Source organism: Macrococcus carouselicus (assembly GCF_004359515.1).
GTDB lineage: Bacteria > Bacillota > Bacilli > Staphylococcales > Staphylococcaceae > Macrococcus > Macrococcus carouselicus.
In genome coordinates this window covers 644,390-665,613 of record NZ_SCWD01000001.1, presented here as the reverse complement: position 1 = coordinate 665,613, position 21,224 = coordinate 644,390, and the positions used below count along the sequence as shown (strand labels likewise).

The 21,224-nt window shown below is 42.6% G+C and carries 21 protein-coding genes; 10 read left to right on the top strand and 11 right to left on the bottom strand.

Features of this window, described 5'->3' with window-relative positions; translation table 11 throughout:
* Positions 1-217: 217 nt before the first annotated feature.
* The 4 genes from ERX40_RS03265 (at position 218) to ERX40_RS03255 (ending at position 2,177) form a co-directional block, all read left to right on the top strand.
* Positions 218-886: an ABC transporter permease subunit gene (locus tag ERX40_RS03265; protein ID WP_165980640.1), complete on the top strand. Its 669-nt coding sequence runs from the start codon at positions 218-220 to the stop codon at positions 884-886.
* Complete coding sequence (locus tag ERX40_RS03260) at positions 887-1,249, top strand: hypothetical protein (RefSeq protein WP_165980639.1); 363 nt, start codon at positions 887-889, stop codon at positions 1,247-1,249. It begins immediately after the preceding gene.
* 268 nt (positions 1,250-1,517) lie between these two features.
* On the top strand, positions 1,518-1,715 hold the full coding sequence (locus ERX40_RS11185) for a hypothetical protein (protein WP_165980638.1): 198 nt from the start codon (positions 1,518-1,520) through the stop codon (positions 1,713-1,715).
* A 54-nt stretch (positions 1,716-1,769) separates the two neighbouring features.
* Positions 1,770-2,177, top strand: coding sequence for a DUF4240 domain-containing protein (locus ERX40_RS03255; protein ID WP_133417063.1), 408 nt, complete (start codon positions 1,770-1,772; stop codon positions 2,175-2,177).
* A 167-nt stretch (positions 2,178-2,344) separates the two neighbouring features.
* Here ERX40_RS03255 and ERX40_RS03250 read toward each other — a convergent pair whose 3' ends face one another.
* A complete protein-coding gene (locus ERX40_RS03250; protein WP_133417062.1) occupies positions 2,345-3,619 on the bottom strand; it encodes an aminoacyltransferase in 1,275 nt (424 codons plus the stop codon).
* 13 nt (positions 3,620-3,632) lie between these two features.
* On the bottom strand, positions 3,633-4,859 hold the full coding sequence (locus ERX40_RS03245) for an aminoacyltransferase (RefSeq protein WP_133417061.1): 1,227 nt from the start codon (positions 4,857-4,859) through the stop codon (positions 3,633-3,635).
* Between the two features lie 126 nt (positions 4,860-4,985).
* Between ERX40_RS03245 and ERX40_RS03240 the strand changes: the two genes are divergently transcribed.
* Together ERX40_RS03240 and ERX40_RS03235 are read left to right on the top strand one after the other, a co-directional pair.
* Complete coding sequence (locus tag ERX40_RS03240; protein WP_133417060.1) at positions 4,986-5,654, top strand: sigma-70 RNA polymerase sigma factor region 4 domain-containing protein; 669 nt, start codon at positions 4,986-4,988, stop codon at positions 5,652-5,654.
* Positions 5,651-6,016: a hypothetical protein gene (locus ERX40_RS03235; protein ID WP_133417059.1), complete on the top strand. Its 366-nt coding sequence runs from the start codon at positions 5,651-5,653 to the stop codon at positions 6,014-6,016. Before ERX40_RS03240 ends, ERX40_RS03235 begins: the two co-directional genes overlap by 4 nt.
* Here ERX40_RS03235 and ERX40_RS11550 read toward each other — a convergent pair.
* The 3 genes from ERX40_RS11550 to ERX40_RS03225 form a co-directional block, all read right to left on the bottom strand.
* Positions 6,007-6,135 carry a hypothetical protein gene (locus ERX40_RS11550; RefSeq protein WP_279487931.1) on the bottom strand — a complete coding sequence of 43 codons (129 nt, stop codon included), beginning with the start codon at positions 6,133-6,135 and terminating at the stop codon, positions 6,007-6,009. The genes ERX40_RS03235 and ERX40_RS11550 overlap by 10 nt on opposite strands.
* Positions 6,136-6,177: 42 nt before the next feature.
* Entirely contained in the window at positions 6,178-7,221 is a 1,044-nt protein-coding gene (locus tag ERX40_RS03230) for a M42 family metallopeptidase (protein ID WP_133417058.1), read from the bottom strand.
* Between the two features lie 177 nt (positions 7,222-7,398).
* The gene (locus ERX40_RS03225) at positions 7,399-7,779 is read right to left on the bottom strand and encodes a sporulation protein (protein ID WP_133417057.1); all 381 of its coding nucleotides are present in this window, start codon (positions 7,777-7,779) and stop codon (positions 7,399-7,401) included.
* A gap of 101 nt (positions 7,780-7,880) precedes the next feature.
* Between ERX40_RS03225 and ERX40_RS03220 the strand changes: the two genes are divergently transcribed.
* A complete protein-coding gene (locus ERX40_RS03220) occupies positions 7,881-8,894 on the top strand; it encodes a cation diffusion facilitator family transporter (RefSeq protein ID WP_133417056.1) in 1,014 nt (337 codons plus the stop codon).
* The gene (locus tag ERX40_RS03215) at positions 8,894-9,079 is read left to right on the top strand and encodes a 2-hydroxymuconate tautomerase (RefSeq protein ID WP_133417055.1); all 186 of its coding nucleotides are present in this window, start codon (positions 8,894-8,896) and stop codon (positions 9,077-9,079) included. The genes ERX40_RS03220 and ERX40_RS03215 overlap by 1 nt, the downstream gene beginning before the upstream one ends.
* 36 nt (positions 9,080-9,115) lie before the next feature.
* On the opposite strand, the gene ERX40_RS03210 is transcribed toward ERX40_RS03215, so the two are convergent.
* The 3 genes from ERX40_RS03210 to glcT form a co-directional block, all read right to left on the bottom strand.
* Positions 9,116-10,054: an LCP family protein gene (locus tag ERX40_RS03210; RefSeq protein ID WP_133417054.1), complete on the bottom strand. Its 939-nt coding sequence runs from the start codon at positions 10,052-10,054 to the stop codon at positions 9,116-9,118.
* Between the two features lie 258 nt (positions 10,055-10,312).
* Positions 10,313-12,376 carry a glucose-specific PTS transporter subunit IIBC gene (ptsG, locus tag ERX40_RS03205; protein WP_133417053.1) on the bottom strand — a complete coding sequence of 688 codons (2,064 nt, stop codon included), beginning with the start codon at positions 12,374-12,376 and terminating at the stop codon, positions 10,313-10,315.
* A gap of 109 nt (positions 12,377-12,485) precedes the next feature.
* Positions 12,486-13,331: a glucose PTS transporter transcription antiterminator GlcT gene (gene glcT / locus ERX40_RS03200; protein ID WP_133417052.1), complete on the bottom strand. Its 846-nt coding sequence runs from the start codon at positions 13,329-13,331 to the stop codon at positions 12,486-12,488.
* Positions 13,332-13,444: 113 nt separating this feature from the next.
* Between glcT and ERX40_RS03195 the strand changes: the two genes are divergently transcribed.
* Entirely contained in the window at positions 13,445-14,431 is a 987-nt protein-coding gene (locus tag ERX40_RS03195) for a DUF1002 domain-containing protein (RefSeq protein ID WP_133417051.1), read from the top strand.
* Between the two features lie 42 nt (positions 14,432-14,473).
* Here ERX40_RS03195 and alsT read toward each other — a convergent pair whose 3' ends face one another.
* The 3 genes from alsT to parE form a co-directional block, all read right to left on the bottom strand.
* Positions 14,474-15,952, bottom strand: coding sequence for a glutamine transporter AlsT (alsT, locus tag ERX40_RS03190; protein WP_208001647.1), 1,479 nt, complete (start codon positions 15,950-15,952; stop codon positions 14,474-14,476).
* Between the two features lie 75 nt (positions 15,953-16,027).
* On the bottom strand, positions 16,028-18,424 hold the full coding sequence (gene parC, locus ERX40_RS03185; RefSeq protein ID WP_133417050.1) for a DNA topoisomerase IV subunit A: 2,397 nt from the start codon (positions 18,422-18,424) through the stop codon (positions 16,028-16,030).
* The gene (parE, locus tag ERX40_RS03180; RefSeq protein WP_165980637.1) at positions 18,424-20,436 is read right to left on the bottom strand and encodes a DNA topoisomerase IV subunit B; all 2,013 of its coding nucleotides are present in this window, start codon (positions 20,434-20,436) and stop codon (positions 18,424-18,426) included. The genes parC and parE overlap by 1 nt, the downstream gene beginning before the upstream one ends.
* Before the next feature lie 204 nt (positions 20,437-20,640).
* On the opposite strand from parE, the gene plsY reads away from it, so the two are divergent.
* On the top strand, positions 20,641-21,222 hold the full coding sequence (gene plsY, locus ERX40_RS03175) for a glycerol-3-phosphate 1-O-acyltransferase PlsY (protein ID WP_133417048.1): 582 nt from the start codon (positions 20,641-20,643) through the stop codon (positions 21,220-21,222).
* Positions 21,223-21,224: the final 2 nt, after the last annotated feature.

Below are 21,224 nucleotides of genomic sequence, written 5' to 3'. Positions count from 1 at the left end.
CATTTATTTGACTCTGCTCATCTTACCAGCCGTTATAGGCATCATATATTTTGATATTTTCAACGGCAAAGTAAAACGAACTGATTTTTTATATGATAGTAAGGGGAGTATTATATCAAGTTCGCCATTTCCTCCGAGTCAGCACGCTGTATTCGGTGTTGATTCAAGTTCAAATCATATGGCGTATGAGGTATTATCAGGTTACAGGATTACACTTTTGATATTAATTATTATTGCGCTCGTTTCACTGGTTCTGGCGATATTGATGGGTACATATCTAGCCTTCAGTAAAAGAAGCGGTACTTTCATGCAAGCAGTAAGTAATCCCTTCTTCTATATCCCTCAGTCGATTTTAGCCTATATTTTTTTACGGCCTGTTCTCTATGAATCCCTCAATGGATTTGAAAACTCGGCTGACTATAGAATACTTTTCAATATCATGATCCTTATTTTACTGATGATTCCGACAACGGTAGTTCTGATTAAGGAATCCACTGAAATAATCCTAGGGAAAGAGTTTATTGTGAGTGCCTATACCCTTAGTCCTAGTAAAACACATATCTATTTCAAGCATGTATGGCCGAATATGACGCTCCAGTATTTGATTACATTTCTCCGTCTATTGTTCCAGACATTAATCATCATCTCACATCTCGCGTTCTTCAAGATTTTCTTCGGTGGGACAGATGTCTGTTATGGACCTGCCTGTGAGATTATTGAGAAGCCCGTATTCCCAGAGCTGAGCAGTCTGATGGGCTATCATTTTAGCGACTTAACAATCGCATGGTGGACTTTCTATGCGCCTTTAATGGCTATTATCTATATGATGCTGCTCATGCAGATGATGGTCAGAGAATTAGAAATACAGAAGAAAATTCAGATATAAATGTCTGACCATAAATTTAGGGAGGCTTTTAAGGAGTTGATTATAAAATATATATGTCCTGTATGTGGTTATGACCAAATAGAATCTCAACCTTATGATATTTATGGTAATGGTTCCCATGATATATGTGATTGCTGCGGATTTGAGTTTGGTTACAGTGAAGACTTTGAGGTTTCTCATAAATCCATAAAACTTCCTTATTCCAGTTTAGACTGGGCTTTTAGTAGATATAGAGAAGCTTGGCTAGAAAATGGAGCGGAAATATTTATGGAAGAATACTATCCATCAGAATTTAATAAGAATGGATATGTAAAAAAAGATATCTTAGAGTCCCAGCTCCTACGAATAAATATTAAAGTTTAAGATATTTAATCATCTATTATTTTGATTCACAGAAAAGGATTTAGATAATGTTAATGAAAGGGGATATATTCCATGAATTATATATGTTCTATATGCGGTTATGATGGTTTAGAACAACAGCCCTATAATCATAAGAAGTGGGGTTCATTTGAGATATGTATATGCTGTAATTTTGAATTCGGCGTCGATGAGTTTGATAATTTGAAAAAGCAATCACCATGCTGATTGAGGATGATTTCAAAGAAATACATAGAGATTATAGAGCGAATTGGATTCAAAAGATTATATTATCCAAGAATTCGAACTTTTGAGACATCGTTTAAAAATTGATCTTGAAGAATTTTATCAAATAAAAATAGAGGATTATAGAGATAAGATACCAATGATATATTTGGAAAACGAAAAGCAAATGAGCCTTGCTAATATAATAAGAGATTTTATAAATAGATATAAGCAGCAAAAATAACTGAATTTTATGATACTTAGAGAGAAAATGTGATTAAAGAGGAGACGATTTTCAATGTTGAATAAATATGAGCATTTAGACGAAGAACAATTCTGGGATATAATGGACGATTGTTTTCCGGAAGAACTGGATATTGACTATGCTGCTGACAAGCTATCAGAGCGATCAGAAGACGAGATTATTAGATTTCACAATACATTGGCTGAAATAACTGAACGGCTTCAGGACATTAAAATCTTTGATGCTGATGGATCGCTTTTAAATTCCAGTGATGCTGAACTTTACGTAAAATGTTTTATAGTGGCTAATGGTAAAGCATTTTATAATGGAATTTTAGCTGATGCTGAGTTCGATGCCAGTGATGAAACTGATGAGTTTGAGGATTTGCTGGATTTGACTGAAGATACTCTGAACTTAAAAGGACTGGAAATTGATTATAATAAGTTAAGAGAAATGGTTTAATATGAATGACTGATAGGGGCTTATGAGTTGAAGTATTCTTCTCTGCACATAACTTCCTATAATATATATTATGTAAACTAGATAATCAAAAATACAGCGTCCTATATTTCATGTGTATGTCTTAATCTATAATAAAAAACCGTCACTTGTTATGACGGTTTTTATACTTATTTATTTTTAGTGATGATATTTTTAATCTTGCGTACGCCGATCCCGGCTTTTGTTACCGTCTTATACAAAGTTTCCTTCGGTTTATTGATGGTCTTCGTGAAATCACCGACGAGTTCTTCAATCTGTGCATTGAATCCGCGTTTAAATCGGTAAACACCGTAATCTTCGCCATTTTCGGTAAAATCACCGGATACACCATAAAAATTATAGCGGTTAAAATGATGTTCAAAACAGTAATTGATCATAAACCAGTGCATGGCATATGGACCCATGAACTGGCTATATTTATTGCTCGAACCACCTGAGAAATAATTGATCTCAAAGTTATTCTCAAAGAACATGCCGGATGCCAGGTTCAGGATATTTCCGTCCGTCTTTTTCAGTTCATTCATATCCAGTATATTCTGCTGTAACTTCTTCAGCTGCTCATCTAATTCAGATAGCTTCTTCAGCTGTTTGTCTGATTTATTGTCAGTCAGCATCATCTTGTCATGTCTTGATTCCAGGTCAAGCTGTTCAGCTGTCAGATCCGCGATATGCTCATCTAAGTCAATATAAGCAAGCGGCATGATAGCTTTAGACCCGTAATGACGCTTGAAACGTCTGAAATAGTCATCATCGCGTGCTATGAAGCCTGTGCGCTCTTCAGTTTCACGGTATAAAGAAAGGAAGATATCAATCTCTTCTTCTTGCAGTAACCTCACTTTGACACCGAATTTCTGTGCTTTTTTGATGTTTCGTTTACGCTGGCTGTCAAACTGCTTCATGAGGGTCTGCGGCGTCTCATTTTCCAGATACAGCACACTCATCCAGCGGACTTGTGTATGACTGTAGCCTGTTGTGAAGCCGCCATGAACGTAACCGAGAGACTGCATCAGCTGGACCAGTTCATCATTGCCTTCAGTTTTAGGGTTCACATCCTTATCATATGTACGATAAATCCAGTAAGGGTCTATTTTGACTGATAGACATTGATGCTGTTTCAAATACTTATCCAGTGACTGGAAATAGAAGCGGATGAGCGCTGTATTTGTCGTATCCAGTACAGGTCCACGATTTGAATAATACATATAGCTGCCGAAAGTCGGTATTTTAGAGAACAGGCTTGCTGCGATGACTTTTCCGTTCTCTTTGACACCGAGTAGCACAACGGGACTTTTTTCTTCCTCTCTATTAGCAATATTCTCTGCCATCTGGAAGTAATGACTCATATTCGGCGTATTCGCCATGTATGCCTTGTATTCTTTAGCCGTAAGCTCTGTAAACTGCATAATGCTCCCCTTTCTACCCTTTTATGTTTTTAAGTGACTGATAGACTTTATAGACTGGTCTGTTGACTGGCAGCACGAAGTCGCCGATATACTCTATTACATCTGCATTGAAGCCCTTCTTAAACTTGATGACGCCTGCATCTTCCGCTTCCGGACTGAAATCACCGCTGATTCCATAGAAGTTATAGCGGTTGATGCCATGTTCAAGCGCATAGTTGATCATCTGCCACTGAATGGCATAAGAGCCTGCAAAATGTCTGAAGTCATTCGCTGTACCGCCGGCCAGATAAACCACTTCATAAGGATTGATCAGATAGAAGGCTGCAGCAACCGGTAAGGTGTCACCGTGCTCTGCACGGAGGTCATGTGCTTCTTTCAGCCGGTCTTCAAGGGCAGCAAGCTGTTTCTCCAGGTCCGCTTTTTTCTTCTCATTCTTCTGCGTATTGTCGTTCGCCAGATTTATTTTGAGCGCTGCCTGTTCCTCCTCCAGCTGAGGGATATAGGTCGTGAAATCGATATAAGCAAGCGGCATCAGTGCTCTATCGCCGAAATGACGTAGACGGAGTCTGTAAAAATCATCATTTCGGTCCTGAAATTCCTTAATAGAGCTGGTGTCCGCCATGAATTCCCTGAAGATAGGCAGTTCATCCTCTGTCAGATATCTTACTTTTATGCCGTTCTTGATGACTTTCTTGATATTACGTTTTCTCAGACTATCCATATCTTTCAGGACCGACTTTGAATCCTTGTCTGTCAGGTCTAATACTGAATGCCAGCGAATCTGATAATTCGTCTTCATCCCTGTTGTATAGCCCTGGTGCTCATAGCCGAGCGACTCCAGCTCATCTATAACTGAAGCGGTTGCATATCGCTCGAGTATTTGGCCATCGTGATCTCTTTTCTGATAGGCCACATATGGATCAACACGGACAAAAAGTGCCTTATGCCGCTTCAGATACTTCTTCAGTTCTGTAAAGAAGAAGCTAAGCAGTGACTTATTCTCGTAATCCATCACCGGACCACGATTCGTGTAGAAATATTTGAAGCGTTTGATCACCGGCACAGCTGTCAGGAGACATGCCGCAATAATCTCACCGTTCTCTTCCACACCTACTAGATGCACCTCAGCGCCTTCTCTTTTTTTGACGTCATAGTTGACAGCCATCTGTGTGAAGTGACTGCCTTCTGTCTGGTCACAGAATTGACCGAATTGTTCTTTTGTCAGTGTAATAAATTTCATTGTCTACTCCTTTTCAGCAAATATAGATATTCGCATTTCAATATAGTGATGATTATTTTATGCTATAATTCGCTTATATAAAGGAACTTTTCAAAATTCGCTTATATAAGCGAACGGAGGGATAGCATGATCGGCCTATTTATCATGGATGTGTCAGGCAGTACTGCCTACAATAATACTGAGGAAATCAGCGAAAAACTGCAGCAGCTGGAGCACGCCATCAAAGAATGGACCCGTCCACTTAACAGAAGCTACGTCAACTTCCGTATGGGAGATGAGCTGTTCTTTGTCTGTGACGCTCCGGGCAGTATGCTGATGCTAGCCTATTATATCAAATTATCGTGGCCATTAAAAAGCCAGACCTTGAAATTTGGTCTAACGATAGGTGACAGTACGCTGCCTGATGAAGACTATGAGCATTGGAACAACCCTATCATCAAGAAGGCACGTCTTGCGCTCGACAGCATCAAGACGAACGAGCAGGTGGATCTCTGCCTGGACGCACCTGAAGCCTCAATGATCAACCATGTGCTTTTCTATTATCTCACCGATATTCTGCAGCAGCTTACTGATATCCAGCGGGAAGTGCTTCTGAACAGTCTTGCTTTCCCTGTACAGCGTGAACTGGCTGTTCATATGGACAGAAGCTTCTCCACTGTCTCTACCCACCTGAAGAAAGCACGGAGCAGGCAGCTCGCTCTGATAGAAGAGGAGCTCCTCCACTTCAGTCCGGAGACTGTCAATGAAGAGATGAGACACCATATCCGTCAGACACTGCAGGAGGTCTTTCAATGATCATGAATCTGACGCTTTATTTTCTCTGTATAGTGCTGTATATCTTCAGCGGACCGTTCATCCGTTCATTCTTATCATCAATGAGTTCATCTAAACTGCCTAAGACTGATCATGTTGGGCTTGTTATCGGCTATCTTGAGCGCTTTCTGATCATCATTTTTATCTTACTAAAGGAATATACCGCAATCGGTCTCGTGATAGCAAGCAAATCCATTCTCAGGTTCAACGACGTCAAACAGGATTCCGTACAGTATCAGCCGGATAAGATAGATAAGCAGTCAGAGTATATCCTGCTAGGTACGATGCTGTCCATGACGGTTGGTATACTGATCGGCCTGCTCGCATCAATTGATTACAGATGAAAAGTTAAAGAAGCGGTCATCAGAAGATGAGCGCTTCTTTTCTTCATATTATCGAAGTGACCGAAGTACAGTATAAAGAGCCCTTTATATGGCTTACGGTATTTAAAGAGTTCTCTCACAATGTTTTCTTCTCCTATATCATCACTTCAGTCTGTAAACATCTATATGAGTGGACTCTTCACATAAGCGAAGAGCAGTGCTTCAGTCGCTTCGATTGAGCGACGATGTGTACGTTCCATTGCATGAGAGGACTCTATACCGGCTCCGAATAAACCGTGTTTGACGTCGTGTCCGGCCGAGATAGCAGCGCTGGCATCTGAACCGTAGTATGGATAGATATCAACCTTATAATCGATATCATTCTCCTGACAGAGCTGAACGAGATGCTGACGCAGATAATAATGATACGGCCCTGAACTATCCTTGGCACAGATAGATACCGTATATTCATCAGAACGCTGTCCATCGCCGAGAGCCCCCATGTCCACCGCGATGTATTCCACGACCTCCTCTGGTATATTAGAATTACCACCATAACCGATCTCTTCGTTATTTGAGAAGAAGAAGTGTGTGGTATGGGGCAGTCTGACATCACTTCTCTGCAGATGAACGATCAGCTCCAGCATGATGGCGGCACTGACCTTATCATCCAGATGACGTGATTTCACGAAACCGCTGTCCGTATGCTCGAACCTCGGTGCAAAAGTAATGAAATCGCCTACGCTGATACCGAGTGCCTCTGTCTCCTCCTGAGTGGTCGTCACTTCATCAATCCGGACTTCCATATGATTATCATCCCGTTTGATATCGTCGTTACCGCGGTAGACATGGCCGCTGGTTTCATGCAGACAGATGGTGCCTGTGAATATTTTGTTGCTGCTGTGAATTTGACAGTACTCCCCTTCAGTGGCATTCCAGCTGAAGCTACCGATCTTCGTCATCTTAAGTCGGCCGCTTGGCAGAATCTCTTTGACCATCGCCCCTAAGGTGTCGACATGTGCTGTGATGAAGCGGTGCTTTGAGCTGTCTTCGCCCTCTATTGTCACGCTTAGGCCACCTTTATGGGTAACTGTGCTGTCAACGCCGTTCTCTTTGAGAAAGTTCTGGCAGTACTCAATAGCTGCATAGGCATAGCCCGAAGGACCTGGAATATTGACGAGCTTTTCAATCTGGCTGATTGTTTTTGACACATCTGGATAGTTCATTCTTTCCCCTTCTTTCCTGAATGATATAACGTTTCAATCTTATCTGATTTTTCAGAAACTGACAACTGGCCTTATCTTTTCGGTTTTAGTTTCATTCATAACGGAACATATGTTCTGATTTGATAAAGGGACATATGTCCGTAAATACGCAAAAAAATATGCCCGCCAGGACATATTCTATGATTCAGCGAAAAAGATCTCATCGTCATCGTAAGCATCAACAGAATTTTTGATATAAACATGTGTCATGATGAAGAACTGGCTTTCTGCAGACTGGATATTGTGAGGTCCTTCAAGCTGGAAATGAAGAGTCTGTTCAGTTTCAGTCGTAAGGTGGACCTTACTGAGGACGTGATCAAACGTCTCGAAATCACTCGATTTATCCTGGTTCTCCACTCTCTCAACAAGCTGAACTTCGATATAGTCAATATGATCAGCACGACCTTTAAGTTCAATCAGACCCTCTATTGTGTCAGCTGGATGATAGGTCTGCTGATTGATTCTTGTCTCAACTTCTACGTCTTCAAAACCGATGGAAGATAATAGATTCTTAAACATATGTCACCTCTGAATATTATTTGCATAAACTGATATTATTTAAGTATATAATCGCATATAATAGGGAAGATAACAAACATATTGAAAAAGGAGCTAAAGAGATGACTGGATTATTTAGATTATTGAAAAAAGGAAGCACGTCTTCCTTAATGGCTGCTATCGTTAACTTTATATTAGGTATATTGAAATTTGGTGCTTATCTATTCACAGGTAACGTCGCGATGTTCGCAGAGATGATGCATTCTTTAGGGGATTCAGCCAATCAGCTGTTTGTCTGGGTCGGTTCAGCCGTCTCCAAAAAGGACCCAAATGAAAAGTTTCCGTTTGGTTATGGACGACTTGTTAATATCGTCTGTCTGTTCGCCGTAATCATTGTCGCTATTTTAGCTTACGAAACTGTTCTGGAAGGGATTCACCATATCCAGCATCCGACCACTGGTGATCAGAACTTCACACATTTCCTGGTTAATGCCGGGGTCCTTCTGATTGGTATTATATTAGAAGCCGCAGTTCTATATAAAGCAGGCAAAGAAGTACTGGAGGAAGACCATAAACCCACAACCGGACTGCATCCGTTTACGACAAGTTACATAAATCTGAATAAAGCGAAACCTGCAACTAAATTAGTCTTTATGGAAGATACAGTTGCGACTCTGGGTGGTGTGTTTGCCCTTATCGCTATTATCGCTGCACGTCTTACAGGATTCGGCCAGATTGAAGGTATCGTATCTGTGATCATCGGTCTGATGATGTTCTTCGTTGTTGCACGTGTCTTCCTTGAGAATGCGGCGGGCGCAATCGGTGTCTCTGATCAGGAGATGGAAGTACAGGCATCAAGAATCATCCTTGAAAATGAATATGTGACTGATATCAAACGATTAACGGTCCTGAAAGAAGGCGAAGACCTTCATTTAGAGGCGATTCTTGAGACACCTCACGTGGAGTTCAATTTGAGGAAGTTATCTGAAATCAAGAAAGAAATCGCTTATAGACTTTTAGAACAGCCTCATGTAGTGGATGTCAATCTAGAATTTATGGAAGCGGATGAATTTCATGACTGGAAAGACGGTCAAGGTTCATCGATCTATAAAATGTTTGAAAAGGAGAACAAATAATGCCGTTTATCACAATCGAATTAGTTGAAGGCCGTTCAGAAGAACAGCTGAAAGCAATGGTTTCAGAAGTAACTGAAGCTGTCAGCAGAAATGCCAATGCACCGAAAGAAAATATCCATGTATTCGTTGAAGAACTTAAAAAGGACCGTTATGCAGTCAGCGGCAGGTTTAAGACTGAAGAATAAATAAAAGGATCGTACTCACTAACGAGTACGATCCTTTTATTTATCAAGAAATTCTTTTATCGCTTTTTTGTTCATTTCCTTGTCGATATCAAGTACACTCCCGACACCGTATATATCCTGGAACGTAAAACTGTTTTTGACCGGTACGACTAGCGTCTGAATATCTTTGTCACCTCTAATAGCAAATGACGCGCCTGTTTTAAAGATTTCACCGTTGGTCATGTTTGTGTCAACATATCCTCTCGCAATACCTGCAAGCTTTGGTATTTTAGGTGCCGTCGATAACGAAATAATCTCATTCTGCAGCGCTTTGATCACCTGCTGCTGACGTCTGACACGTCCGAAGTCTGATTCTTCATCGTTTCTGAAACGCGCATAGCCTAGAAGTTCCTTACCAGAGAGATTATGCTGGCCTTTTTTCAATTCAACACCAATTTTTTCGGACATATCTTTTTCAACATTGATAGGAACCCCGTCAGGTGACAATTCGTCCACCATCTGTTCAAAGCCTTTGAAATCGATTATAGCATAATACTCAAGATCAATATCCAGATTTTTCTTCAGCGTCTGACGCAATAATTCAGGACCACCTAGTGTATATGCCGTATTAATCTTGTAGTTCTGATAGCCAGGAATCTCTGCATAAATATCCCGCATGACAGATATCATTTTCATTTTCTTATGGAGATAATCATACTGGGCAACCATAATTGAATCTGTTCGTGCAGAACCGTCCACAACACGGTCCTGTCCTAGAATCAGGACATTGACTTTTCCATCTTTTTCAATCGGACCATTAAACTCATACTTCTTCTCCTGCTTACCATGGTCTCTGGCAAACTGAATACCACTTTCATAGCTTGACTTAGCCCATAATCCAAGCAGTACACATAGTAATAAGAACCCAAGAATTATAAATGGTAGCTTGCGAAGTCGTGTTTTTTTCTTGCGTTTGTAATTCTTATTCGTACTCATGTTAACCCTCTTCCAATCTTCAGAAACCCTACCCTTAACTTATCCAAAATAAATTTAAAACGCAAGTAGTTTCAAAGAATAGAAAAAAATTACACTTATAAAGGCAGATTCTCTTTATAGTCCGGATCATCATTCAAGTTATAACTACCCGATTCATCCTTATATACTTTTTTAAATTATACAATATAAAGTTTACATAATATATTTATAATAATATTAAGACCATAAGAAAGGCTCTGGTCACCCAGAGCCTTCATTTTATTTGATTTCCATTAATTTGTCGCCATGCTTGACCTGACCATATTGAACATCAAGCATCTGTTTATTGCCTAAATTAGTAAATACAACTGGTGTGATGTCGCTTTTTGCGTTCTTTCTGATGAAATCAAGATCAGCTTTCAGTAAAGGCTGTCCGATAGCAATCTTATCGCCAGGTTTCACCAGCACTTCAAAGCCCTCACCTTTTAAGCCAACCGTCTCAAGACCATAGTGAATGAGCATTTCTACGCCCTCTTCTGATTCAAGACCAAGTGCATGTTTTGTCGGGAAGTCCATCTTAACGACACCATCAAATGGTGCAAAGACTTCTCCGCTTTCAGGCAGAATCGCTACACCGTCACCCATCATTTTTCCTGCGAACACTTCATCAGGGACTTTAGTGATATCCACTACTTCACCCGTAATCGGTGCAAAGACTTCAGTCACTTCTGAATTTCCTTCGAAGACCACTTCATCTGGTGCATCCTCGATGTGTGCCTGGTCAGGACGTGAGATTTCACCAGACATGATACGTGCCATCTCGTGCTTGATCTGGTCAGACTTAGGACCGAAGATAGCCTGCATATTGTTACCGACTTCAAGAACACCCGCAGCACCTAACGCTTTCAACTCATTTGTATCGACTTTTGCTTTATCTTTAACTTCTACACGAAGGCGTGTGATACAAGCATCCAAATGCTTGATGTTCTCTTTTCCACCCATTGCATCAAGTACAGCGAATGGCAGTTCACCAGCTTCAGAAGTCTTTGTGACAGCTTCCTCCACTTCACGTCCTGGTGTCTTCAAGTTGAATTTCTTGATAGCAAATGTAAAGAGTAAATAATAAATCACGGCATACACAAGACCCACCGGAATAACCATAAGTGCATTCGTACGATCCCAGTTAAGCAGACCGAATAATGTATAGTCGATGAATCCACCTGAGAATGTCATACCGATCTTAACATGCAGTAAATGCATGATCAGGAATGAAGTACCTGCCAATAACACGTGAATGACATAAAGAATCGGTGCAACGAACAGGAATGAGAATTCAAGCGGCTCTGTGATCCCTGTTAAGAATGATGTCAATGCTGCTGACAGCATCAGACCACCGACGACTTTCTTACGTTCCGGGCGAGCCTGACGATAGATCGCATAGGCTGCAGCAGGTAAACCGAACATCATGAATGGGTATTTACCCGTTGTGAACATACCTGCAGTGAACGGTACACCATCTTTCATCTGAGCCATCCAGATACTCTGGTCACCGCGGACAATATTGCCGGCAGCATTTGTATACTGACCGAATTCGAACCAGAATGGCGCATAGAAGATATGATGTAAGCCGAAAGGAATAAGTGAACGTTCAATAATTCCGAAAATAAATGTCGTCAGGACCAAGTTTTTATCGAGCAGGAACTGCGATAATTCATTCAGACCTGTCTGAATCGGCGGCCAGATTAAAGAAAGAATAATACCCGTAATAATAGCCATCACTGACGTAATGATCGGAACGAAACGTTTCCCTGCAAAGAACCCGAGGAAAGCAGGTAAAGTGATATTGAAGAACTTATTGTAGCACCATGCTGCCACGGCTCCGATGATGATACCACCGAATACCCCGGTCTGTAATGTCGGAATCCCTAAAATAAGGGCATTGGCTGGTTCCTTCGCTGCCTGTCCCAGGACTTTGGCACCGTCAGAGTAGCTGTAGATATCATCAATTGTAATCCCTTTGATTTTACCCATCGTGGCATTCATGATCAGGTAGCCGACTAATGCAGCAAGCCCTGCTACGCCGTCTCCACCTGCCAGACCCAGTGCTGTACCGATTGCGAATAATAAGGGCAGGTTGTCAAAGATGACCTGACCGGCAGATTCCATGATACCTGACAGCATCACGAAGAATTCAGCATTCAGCCAAGGTGCAAACTGAACAAGCTGTTCGTTATGCATCGCATTACCGAATGCGAGCAGAATCCCTGCAGCGGGCAGGATGGCAACCGGCAGCATCAGCGCTTTACCGATACGCTGCAGTTGTCCGAATAACGTTTTAAACATTGTAAATCCTCCTAAGTTTTTTTTACCAAGACCGTAAAAATGATACAAAAAAGCATGAGTCTGGACTGGTCCCATTGTACCAGCTGTCGACTCATGCCTGCATAATCAGTTACACGTCTGAAGCTTCAGTATTGAATTGCTGTATGTGCATGGTGAGATAAACAAGTTCTGATTCATAGACCGGTTTATTCAACAATGACTGCATCATTTTTACTATCTTAATAGCCACATTATAACAGATAGGATACTGAACTTTCAATAGGTTTTCTAAATTTCTTTGTTCCGGTGCAGAATCATTTGCAATGACACGCTGCACTGCAAAGCTGATATGTCTGACAAAACGTGTATAGATAATCGAGTTCTTGTCCACCTGAATCTTCAGATCGTACTCAATAATCTGGATAGCTTTTGACACCACTTCTGTCATCAGGTTCATATCGCGTATACTCTGTTTACTGATTGAAGAATGAATATGCAGCGCAATAAAACCGACTTCTGTCTCCGGTAATTTGATGTTCAGTTGTTTATTGAGCATACTGACTGCTATGTATGCTGCACTGTATTCACGTGGATAGAGCGCTTCTGTTTCATTGCTGAACGGATTTGAAATGAAAATATTATCTTCATATCTTTTAATCGCAAAGAGAATATGGTCTGTCAGAGATAGAAGAAGTGTATCACTGACCTCTTCGTCGATCAGATCCCTGATTTTGTCCACTACCTCTAAAATCACCTTCATCACTTCATCATCACCGATATCCATCAATGTTCTGTAGCGCTGCTGATCCTGAAAGGTCTTCAGTTCATACACTTTCTCCACCTCATCCGTATCGATGATATCGCCATTCTTCTTACTGAAGCCGATCCCCTTGCCGATCAGAATCACTTCATCTCCGTGATATGTCGCAATCAGCACATTATTATTAAGAGATTTTTCAACTCGATAACTCCCCATATCTCACCTCGTACTTAAGTCCCATGGCAGAACTCTTAATCAATGCTATAATATTTTTAAGCTTATATCTCAGTATAACGAATATAAGTCCATATAAAAAGGAGATGACATAAATGAAAAAATCGTTGCGCCTTCTGACCGGTGTTCTGACACTTGTCCTGCTACTGACTTTAACAAAGCCGACTTATGCTGTGACTGAGGAAGCGTGGGAAGAAGCAGTGACAGTGTTCGGGGCCGCGCTGCAATCCAATACTGCTCTGCAGAATACAACTCATGACCTGCTCGGCACAAAAGATAGTGATAAAATCACTTATGTCAATGCAGCTGATCTCGGAAAATACCTGAATTTACAGTCCTCTGATGACGTACTGAAATCAAGTATCCGAATTAAAAAGCTCGCACAAGGATCGGGACTGACACTTAGCATTGATCAGTCAAAAGGCAAAATCACAAAAATCACTGAGGATACTTACAAAAATGCACTTCTGACTGCAGGTGTCACAGATGCTGACGTTAAAATTGCCGCTGCTGAGGACGTAACCGGTGAAAGCGCACTTGCAGGCGTATACAAAGCATTTGAAGCACAAGGTGAAGCCATCGATCAGAGTCAGACACAGGCTGCCCAGAATGAACTTGATTCCATCACAACAATCACTGAAGAGAATCAGAATAAGGATGGCTTCTCACAGGAACAGCTGAATAAAGCTATTGCAGAAGCAAAGGCTGAGATCGCTGAACAGGGCGGCAATCTGTCAGTCACCGAAATCAAGAATGTCGTCACTGAAAAGATCAACAATAACGGGCTGAACAACGTACTGAATGATAACCAGATCAACATCATCGTCAACTTCATTAACAACGCACAGCAGCAAGGGGTCTTTACAGGCGAAAATGCTGATAAGATCATCGATAGTGCGACAGGCTATGTCAATGACATCAAAAACTCGGATACATTCAAGAATGCAGCTGATAAAGCAAAGGATGCGGGTAAAGAACTGAAAGACTCGCTCGAGGAGCAAGGGGTATGGGACAAGTTTGTCACAGCGATTCAGTCCTTCTTCCAGGCAATTGCTAATTTCTTCAAATCCATCTTTGCATAAAAACAAGACTGTGCGTGAAGCACAGTCTTGTTTTTATGCCCTTTATTTATTGTCACCATCGGAGTGATAGGGATTTTCTCCCCAGGTATCTACTGATGACAGATCAGCTTTGACATTTTTAGTTCGGAAGACAGGATTTAAGCCTTTTCTTCGCTGGTCTGCATAGTCACGTGCCACTTCAAAGACGACGTGAGCAAGACCGATGATAGCCGTGATATTCAGAATCGCCATCAGACCCATGAATAAGTCAGCTGTTGCCCACACGGTCTCAACCTTCACAACTGCGCCGAAGAACACCATAAAGACAACAAGCAGTCTGAAGATAAACATCACCACTTTGTTCTGAGTCAGATATTCAATATTGGACTGACCATAGTAATAGTTGCCGATTACAGATGAATAGGCGAACAAGAAGACTGCTACAGTCAGGAATACACCGCCGAACGTGCCGACATGACTGTTAAGTGCTGCTTGAGTGACAGCAACGCCCTGTGTCGCTTTTTCACCGTATTCAAGACCTGTATACAGCAGAATCATGATGGCAGTCGCTGTACAGACAACCATCGTATCAAAGAAGACGCCGAGAGACTGAATCAGACCCTGTTTGACCGGATGAGAGACAGCTGCAGTCGCCGCTGCATTAGGCGCAGAACCCATACCCGCTTCATTCGAGAACAGACCGCGTTTGATTCCCTGCATGATAGTGAAACCAAGTGCCCCGCCGAAAGCCTGTTCCATACCGAACGCTCCTTTGATGATGGAGCCGATCATCGGAATAATCATATTAGCATGCGTGAGCAGAATAAATAACACAAGCAGAATATAGAGAATAGCCATAACAGGAACTATCATAGAAGAAATTTTAGCGATTGAGCGTACGCCGCCGAAAATAACCAGAGCAGTAATAAGTGCTAAAATAAGTCCTGTTACCCACGGTGCCACACTGTACTGTGTATTCAAGCTTTCAGCAATCGTATTCGATTGTACAGTATTGAACACAAAAGCAAATGTGATGGTGATCAGCACTGCGAAGGCCATGCCCAGCCACTTCTGGCCAAGTCCGCGTTCCATATAGTAGGCAGGTCCTCCGCGGAAGCCACCTTCCTTATCAGGCACTTTGTAGACTTGAGCGAGTGTTGCTTCAAAGAATGCCGATGCTGCACCGAAGAAGGCAATCACCCACATCCAGAATACAGCGCCAGGACCACCCAGTACAATGGCCGTCGCAACACCTGCAATATTACCTGTACCGACACGACTGGCAGCACTGATTGCGAAAGCCTGGAATGACGAAATACCTTTCTCTCCGCTATCCAGTGTCTCAGGCTTCTCACCGATGACACGGAACATCTCCGGCAGCCATCTTAACTGAATAAATCGTGAACTCAGACTGAAGAAGATGCCGGCCAGCAGTAGAAGTCCAATCAGGAACTGTGTCCAGATTAAATCATTACCGGTTGAAACGACTGTCTTAAACCATTCGGGTATCAGTGCATCAAAATTAATGTTATTGAAGTCCAAATAAAAATCCTCCTGTGAAAAAATACGTACAATCCGTATTTTAGCACAAAAGGATTCATATTAAAGCAAATTTTTTTATTCAGTGACCCTCATAGCTGTTACTTGACCGAATTTATTTTCATCTACGATAAAGCTGCCATTTGTATAGCGTTCAGTCAGACGTACTGATTTAACAGGATTTGTCACCTGTTCGTCCTTATCTGAAATCAGAGTATAATGCTGTTCAGGCTGCACGATTGCGGCATTCACAATACGGTGAGGATGTGATTTCAGTTCTTTCAGCAGCAGCAGTCCGCGATTAGCGCGCTTGGACTGCTCAAAATTAAGTTTCATCCGCTTCACTGCACCACGCTGCGTGGCAATCAGTAAATCACCTTCAGTCAATATTTCTGTTGCGACTACTTCGTCCTCCTTCAGGTTGATTGACTTCACGCCCGCTGCTTTCAGACCCTGGACACTGACCTCATCAAGACTATAGACAAGCGAATAGCCATTCTTAGTCACTACAACGATAGATGCATCACCCGTCACTTTCTGTGTGAAGATCACTTCATCATCAGTCTTCAGCTTGATACCGACAATCGGACGCGCGAAACGGCTTGTCTGATAATCTTTAAGGATTGTCTTCTTGATCAGCCCTTGTTTGGTGGCAGAGATAACCACTGCCTCATCATCAAATGACTCAACTGTCTCCATACCGATCACATAATCCTGTTCTTTGAGCGGTACGATCTGAGAAACGTGAGTCCCGAGATCCTTCCATTTAATGTCTGGAAGTTTGACCACTGGAATATAGAGGTAATGTCCTTTTGACGTAAAGACGAGCAGTGTGTGCTGCAGATTCGTCTGCACATGAGTCAGAAGTGAGTCACCCTCTTTAACACCCACCTCATCGACTGCGCTGGCGCCGAAACTTCTGAATGATGTACGTTTGATATAGCCGTCGCGTGTCAGGCTGACCATGACTTCTTCGTTAGGAACAGTGATTTCTTTCGCAATCTTGAGTTCGGCGACTTTATCCTCAATCTGACTGAGTCTTTCCTCACCGTATTCTTTCTGTACCTGCTTCAGTTCTTTCCTGATAACCTGTTTCAGCTTTTTAGGATTTGCGAGAATATCAGCAAGCTCCTTGATTTTCGCTGTCAGATCCTGATGTTCTTTCTCTAATGCGATGATATCTGTGTTTGTCAGACGGTAGAGCTGCAGATTGACGATGGCTTCTGCCTGCTCCATGGTGAAATCAAACTGGTGAACCAGATTTTCCTTTGCGTTCTGTTTGTTCGTTGATTCTCTGATGACGGCAATCACTGCGTCAAGAATTGATAATGTCTTGATCAGACCTTCAACGATATGCATGCGACGCTGTGCATTCTGCAGCTGATAATCACTGCGTCTTGTGACCACCTCGTACTGATGACTGATATAGCTGTCCAGCATCTCTCTGATACCGAGCTGCTTAGGTCTGCGGTCGCTGATGGCTACCATATTGAAGTTATAATTGATCTGCAGTTCCGTGTTCTTATAGAGATAGTTCAGAATCCCCTCTGCATTGGCACCTTTCTTCAGCTCGACTGCGATGCGCAGCCCTTCGCGGTCTGATTCATCACGCACTTCAAGTATACCGTCGACCTTCTTATCCGCACGCAGCTCATCGATACGCTTAACGAGGACGCTTTTATTCACTTCATAAGGAACTTCAGTGACAACGATCTGACTGCGTCCACCGCGCAGCTCTTCAATCGCCACTTTACCGCGGATGACAATCTTCCCTTTTCCGGTTTCATAAGCCTGTTTAATCCCCGCCTTACCCTGAATAATGCCGCCAGTCGCAAAGTCTGGTCCAGGCATTACTTCCATCAAACGGTCGATATCGACTTTCGGGTTATCCATGACGAGAAGTGTCGCATCGATGACCTCTTTCAGATTATGAGTCGGTATATCAGTCGCGTACCCTGCCGAGATACCTGTGGAGCCGTTGACGAGCAGGTTCGGATATTTTGCGGGCAGTACGACAGGTTCCATCGCAGTGTCATCGAAATTCTGAACGTAGTCAACCGTCTCATACTGAATGTCTTTCAGCAGAAGGTCTGCCAGCTTGGACAGCTTCGCCTCTGTATAACGCATGGCTGCAGGCGGGTCGTTATCAATACTGCCGTTATTCCCGTGCATCTCAATCAGTACATGTCTCAGCTTCCAGTCCTGGCTCATACGGACCATCGCATCATAGACAGATGTATCACCATGAGGATGATAATTCCCGATGACATTCCCGACCGTCTTCGCACTCTTTCTGAAGTTCTTCTCAAACGTGTTGCCTTCCTGATGCATCGCAAATAAAATACGACGCTGTACCGGTTTAAGTCCATCTCTGACGTCCGGAATCGCACGGTCCTGAATAATATATTTACTGTAACGTGCAAATCGGTCACCGATGACCTCTTCCAGAGGCAGTATCTGTATCTGTTCAGCCATTATACTTCATCTCCTAACTCAGCGTCTTCAATGATTGAAATATCTTCCTCTTCCTTCAGCAGCTGTACTTCATCATTCTCCAGTATGCCGGCATCTTCCTGCATGCCGAACTCAACATGACGTTCAATCCAGTCACGACGCGGCTCTACTTTATCACCCATCAGAGTGGTCAGTCGCTTCGCACTACGTACCTCGTCGTCTATCTGCACACGGATCAAAGTACGAGTCTCGGGATTCATCGTTGTCTCCCACAGCTGGTCAGGATTCATTTCACCGAGTCCTTTATAACGCTGCAGCATAAAGCCTTTCCCGACTTTCTTCTGAACATCCAGCAGTTCTTCATCTGTCCAGGCATATTCAATCACTTCATTCTTGCCCTTCCCTTTAGACACTTTGTAGAGAGGCGGCAGTGCAATATAGATGCGACCCGCTTCCAGCATCGGTCGCATATAGTTGAAGAAGAACGTCAGGAGCAGCACCTGGATATGGGCACCGTCCGTATCAGCATCAGTCATGATGATGACTTTGTTATAGTTGCTGTCCTTCAGCGTGAAATCATTGCCGACACCTGCACCGATTGTATGAATGATTGTATTGATCTCTTCATTCTTGAAGATATCCTCAAGCTTGGCCTTCTCAGTGTTGATCACTTTACCACGTAGCGGCAGAATCGCCTGGAACTTACGATCTCGTCCTTGTTTCGCGGATCCACCGGCGGAATCACCCTCGACAAGATAAAGCTCATTCTTCTCCGTATTCTTGCTCTGTGCGGGTGTCAGTTTACCTGAAAGAAGTGTGTCTTTTTTCTTTTTCTTGCCGTTTCGGGCTTCTTCACGTGCTTTTCTTGCCGCCTCACGGGCCTGAGAGGCCTTGACAGCCTTCTTGACAAGCGTCTGTGATAACTTGCCGTTCTCTTCAAGGAAGTACGGCAGCTGGTCCGCAATAACGCTGTCGACTGCACCGCGTGCTTCACTTGTACCGAGCTTGGATTTCGTCTGACCCTCGAACTGCAGCAGCTCCTCAGGAATCTTCACGGAGATAACCGCAGTCATACCCTCACGAATATCGTTGCCGTCCAGATTCTTGTCCTTTGTCTTGAGCTCTCCGATCTTACGGGCATATTCATTGAAGACACGCGTCATAGCTGTCTTCATCCCTACCTCATGCGTCCCTCCGTCTTTCGTGCGGACGTTATTGACAAACGACAGAATGGTTTCACTATACTGATCGTTATACTGGAAGGCCACCTCCACTTCAATGCTAGCTGACTCTCCCTTGAACATTACGACGTCATGAAGGAACTCCTTCCCTTCATTGACAAATGCGACGAATGCTTTCAGTCCCTCCTCAAAATGAAAGACTTCCGCTTTATCTTCATCACCACGCTTGTCAGTCAGAGTGATCTTCAGGTCCTGCAGCAGAAACGCAGACTCACGCAACCTTTCAGCTAAAGTATCATAGTTGAAGCTGACCGTCTGCTTGAAGATTGTCGGGTCCGGCATAAAAGTGACCGTTGTCCCCGTGCGTTTAGTCTTGCCGACTTCCTTTAAGGTGGTTGCAGGTATTCCCCCATTCCCAAAACGCTGCTGATGGATTTTACCGTTGTTATAGATGGTCACTTCCAGCCATGAGCTGAGCGCATTTACAACTGATGCCCCTACACCATGCAGCCCTCCGCTTGTCTTATAGCCGCCCTGACCGAACTTACCACCGGCATGCAGTACAGTGAAGATCACTTCAGGGGTCGGTTTGCCGGTCTTATGAAGCCCTGTCGGCATCCCCCGTCCATTATCAGCTACGGTCACACTACCGTCTTTATTTAAGATCACTTCAATTGCTGAGCCATGACCATTTAATGCTTCATCTATTGAATTATCAAGAATCTCGTAGACAAGATGATGTAATCCTCGGCCATCAGTCGAACCGATATACATACCTGGCCGCTTTCTGACAGCTTCTAAACCTTCCAGGACCTGTATTGATTCATCATTATATTGATTGTTTTGTACCAAATCGGTTCCTCCTACAAACATATGTTCGTTAAAATTTTATACAATCATTATTCTTCTATATTTCTCTAAAAAAATCAAGTTTTATATTAGTTTACATAATAAATTTATAATTTAATTATAGTGATGTTTTTCTTGTATTAAATAATGTCTGCTTGAGCGGTCTATGGTAAACTATTAGTACCTGCTATTAAAAGGAGTGCTTGTATGTCAACTATATTTATGTTTGTTCTTGCCTACCTTATAGGCAGCATCTCACCCGGTTTAATGATCGGCAAAACATTGTTCAACAAAGACATCAGAAATTACGGCAGCGGTAACTTAGGTGCCACCAATACGTTTAGAGTGCTCGGAAAAAAAGCTGGGATCGTCGTCACTTTACTCGATATGTCAAAAGGTGTGATAGCTGCTTTACTTCCTTTTATCTTTCATAACGAAGTGCATGGTATTATCGTCGGACTGTTTGCAGTACTGGGTCATGTCTTTTCTATTTTCCTGAAGTTTAAGGGTGGTAAAGCAGTGGCAACTTCTGCCGGAGTTGTTCTGGCTGTTAATCCAATTCTCTTTATTGGTACAGCTGTGACATTTTTCAGTGTGCTCTATGCTTTCAAATATGTCTCATTAGCCAGTATGATAGCCAGCATCATTAACTTTATCGCGGCCATTGCATTCGGCGACTGGATCGTCACATTGATTTCATTTATTATCATGGTTATCATTATCGTTAGACATCATACTAATATTAGCCGTATAATGAAACACGAAGAACCTAAAATTAAATGGATGTGATA

Excerpts from the sequence above, each read along its gene's own strand:
- ERX40_RS03260 (WP_165980639.1), top strand. The coding sequence starts at position 887 with ATGTCTGACCATAAATTTAGGGAGGCTTTTAAGGAGTTGATTATAAAA.
- ERX40_RS03255 (WP_133417063.1), top strand. The coding sequence starts at position 1,770 with ATGTTGAATAAATATGAGCATTTAGACGAAGAACAATTCTGGGATATA.
- ERX40_RS03250 (WP_133417062.1), bottom strand. The coding sequence starts at position 3,619 with ATGCAGTTTACAGAGCTTACGGCTAAAGAATACAAGGCATACATGGCG.
- ERX40_RS03245 (WP_133417061.1), bottom strand. The coding sequence starts at position 4,859 with ATGAAATTTATTACACTGACAAAAGAACAATTCGGTCAATTCTGTGAC.
- ERX40_RS03240 (WP_133417060.1), top strand. The coding sequence starts at position 4,986 with ATGATCGGCCTATTTATCATGGATGTGTCAGGCAGTACTGCCTACAAT.
- ERX40_RS03235 (WP_133417059.1), top strand. The coding sequence starts at position 5,651 with ATGATCATGAATCTGACGCTTTATTTTCTCTGTATAGTGCTGTATATC.
- ERX40_RS03230 (WP_133417058.1), bottom strand. The coding sequence starts at position 7,221 with ATGAACTATCCAGATGTGTCAAAAACAATCAGCCAGATTGAAAAGCTC.
- ERX40_RS03225 (WP_133417057.1), bottom strand. The coding sequence starts at position 7,779 with ATGTTTAAGAATCTATTATCTTCCATCGGTTTTGAAGACGTAGAAGTT.
- ERX40_RS03220 (WP_133417056.1), top strand. The coding sequence starts at position 7,881 with ATGACTGGATTATTTAGATTATTGAAAAAAGGAAGCACGTCTTCCTTA.
- ERX40_RS03215 (WP_133417055.1), top strand. The coding sequence starts at position 8,894 with ATGCCGTTTATCACAATCGAATTAGTTGAAGGCCGTTCAGAAGAACAG.
- ERX40_RS03210 (WP_133417054.1), bottom strand. The coding sequence starts at position 10,054 with ATGAGTACGAATAAGAATTACAAACGCAAGAAAAAAACACGACTTCGC.
- ptsG (WP_133417053.1), bottom strand. The coding sequence starts at position 12,376 with ATGTTTAAAACGTTATTCGGACAACTGCAGCGTATCGGTAAAGCGCTG.
- glcT (WP_133417052.1), bottom strand. The coding sequence starts at position 13,331 with ATGGGGAGTTATCGAGTTGAAAAATCTCTTAATAATAATGTGCTGATT.
- ERX40_RS03195 (WP_133417051.1), top strand. The coding sequence starts at position 13,445 with ATGAAAAAATCGTTGCGCCTTCTGACCGGTGTTCTGACACTTGTCCTG.
- parC (WP_133417050.1), bottom strand. The coding sequence starts at position 18,424 with ATGGCTGAACAGATACAGATACTGCCTCTGGAAGAGGTCATCGGTGAC.
- plsY (WP_133417048.1), top strand. The coding sequence starts at position 20,641 with ATGTCAACTATATTTATGTTTGTTCTTGCCTACCTTATAGGCAGCATC.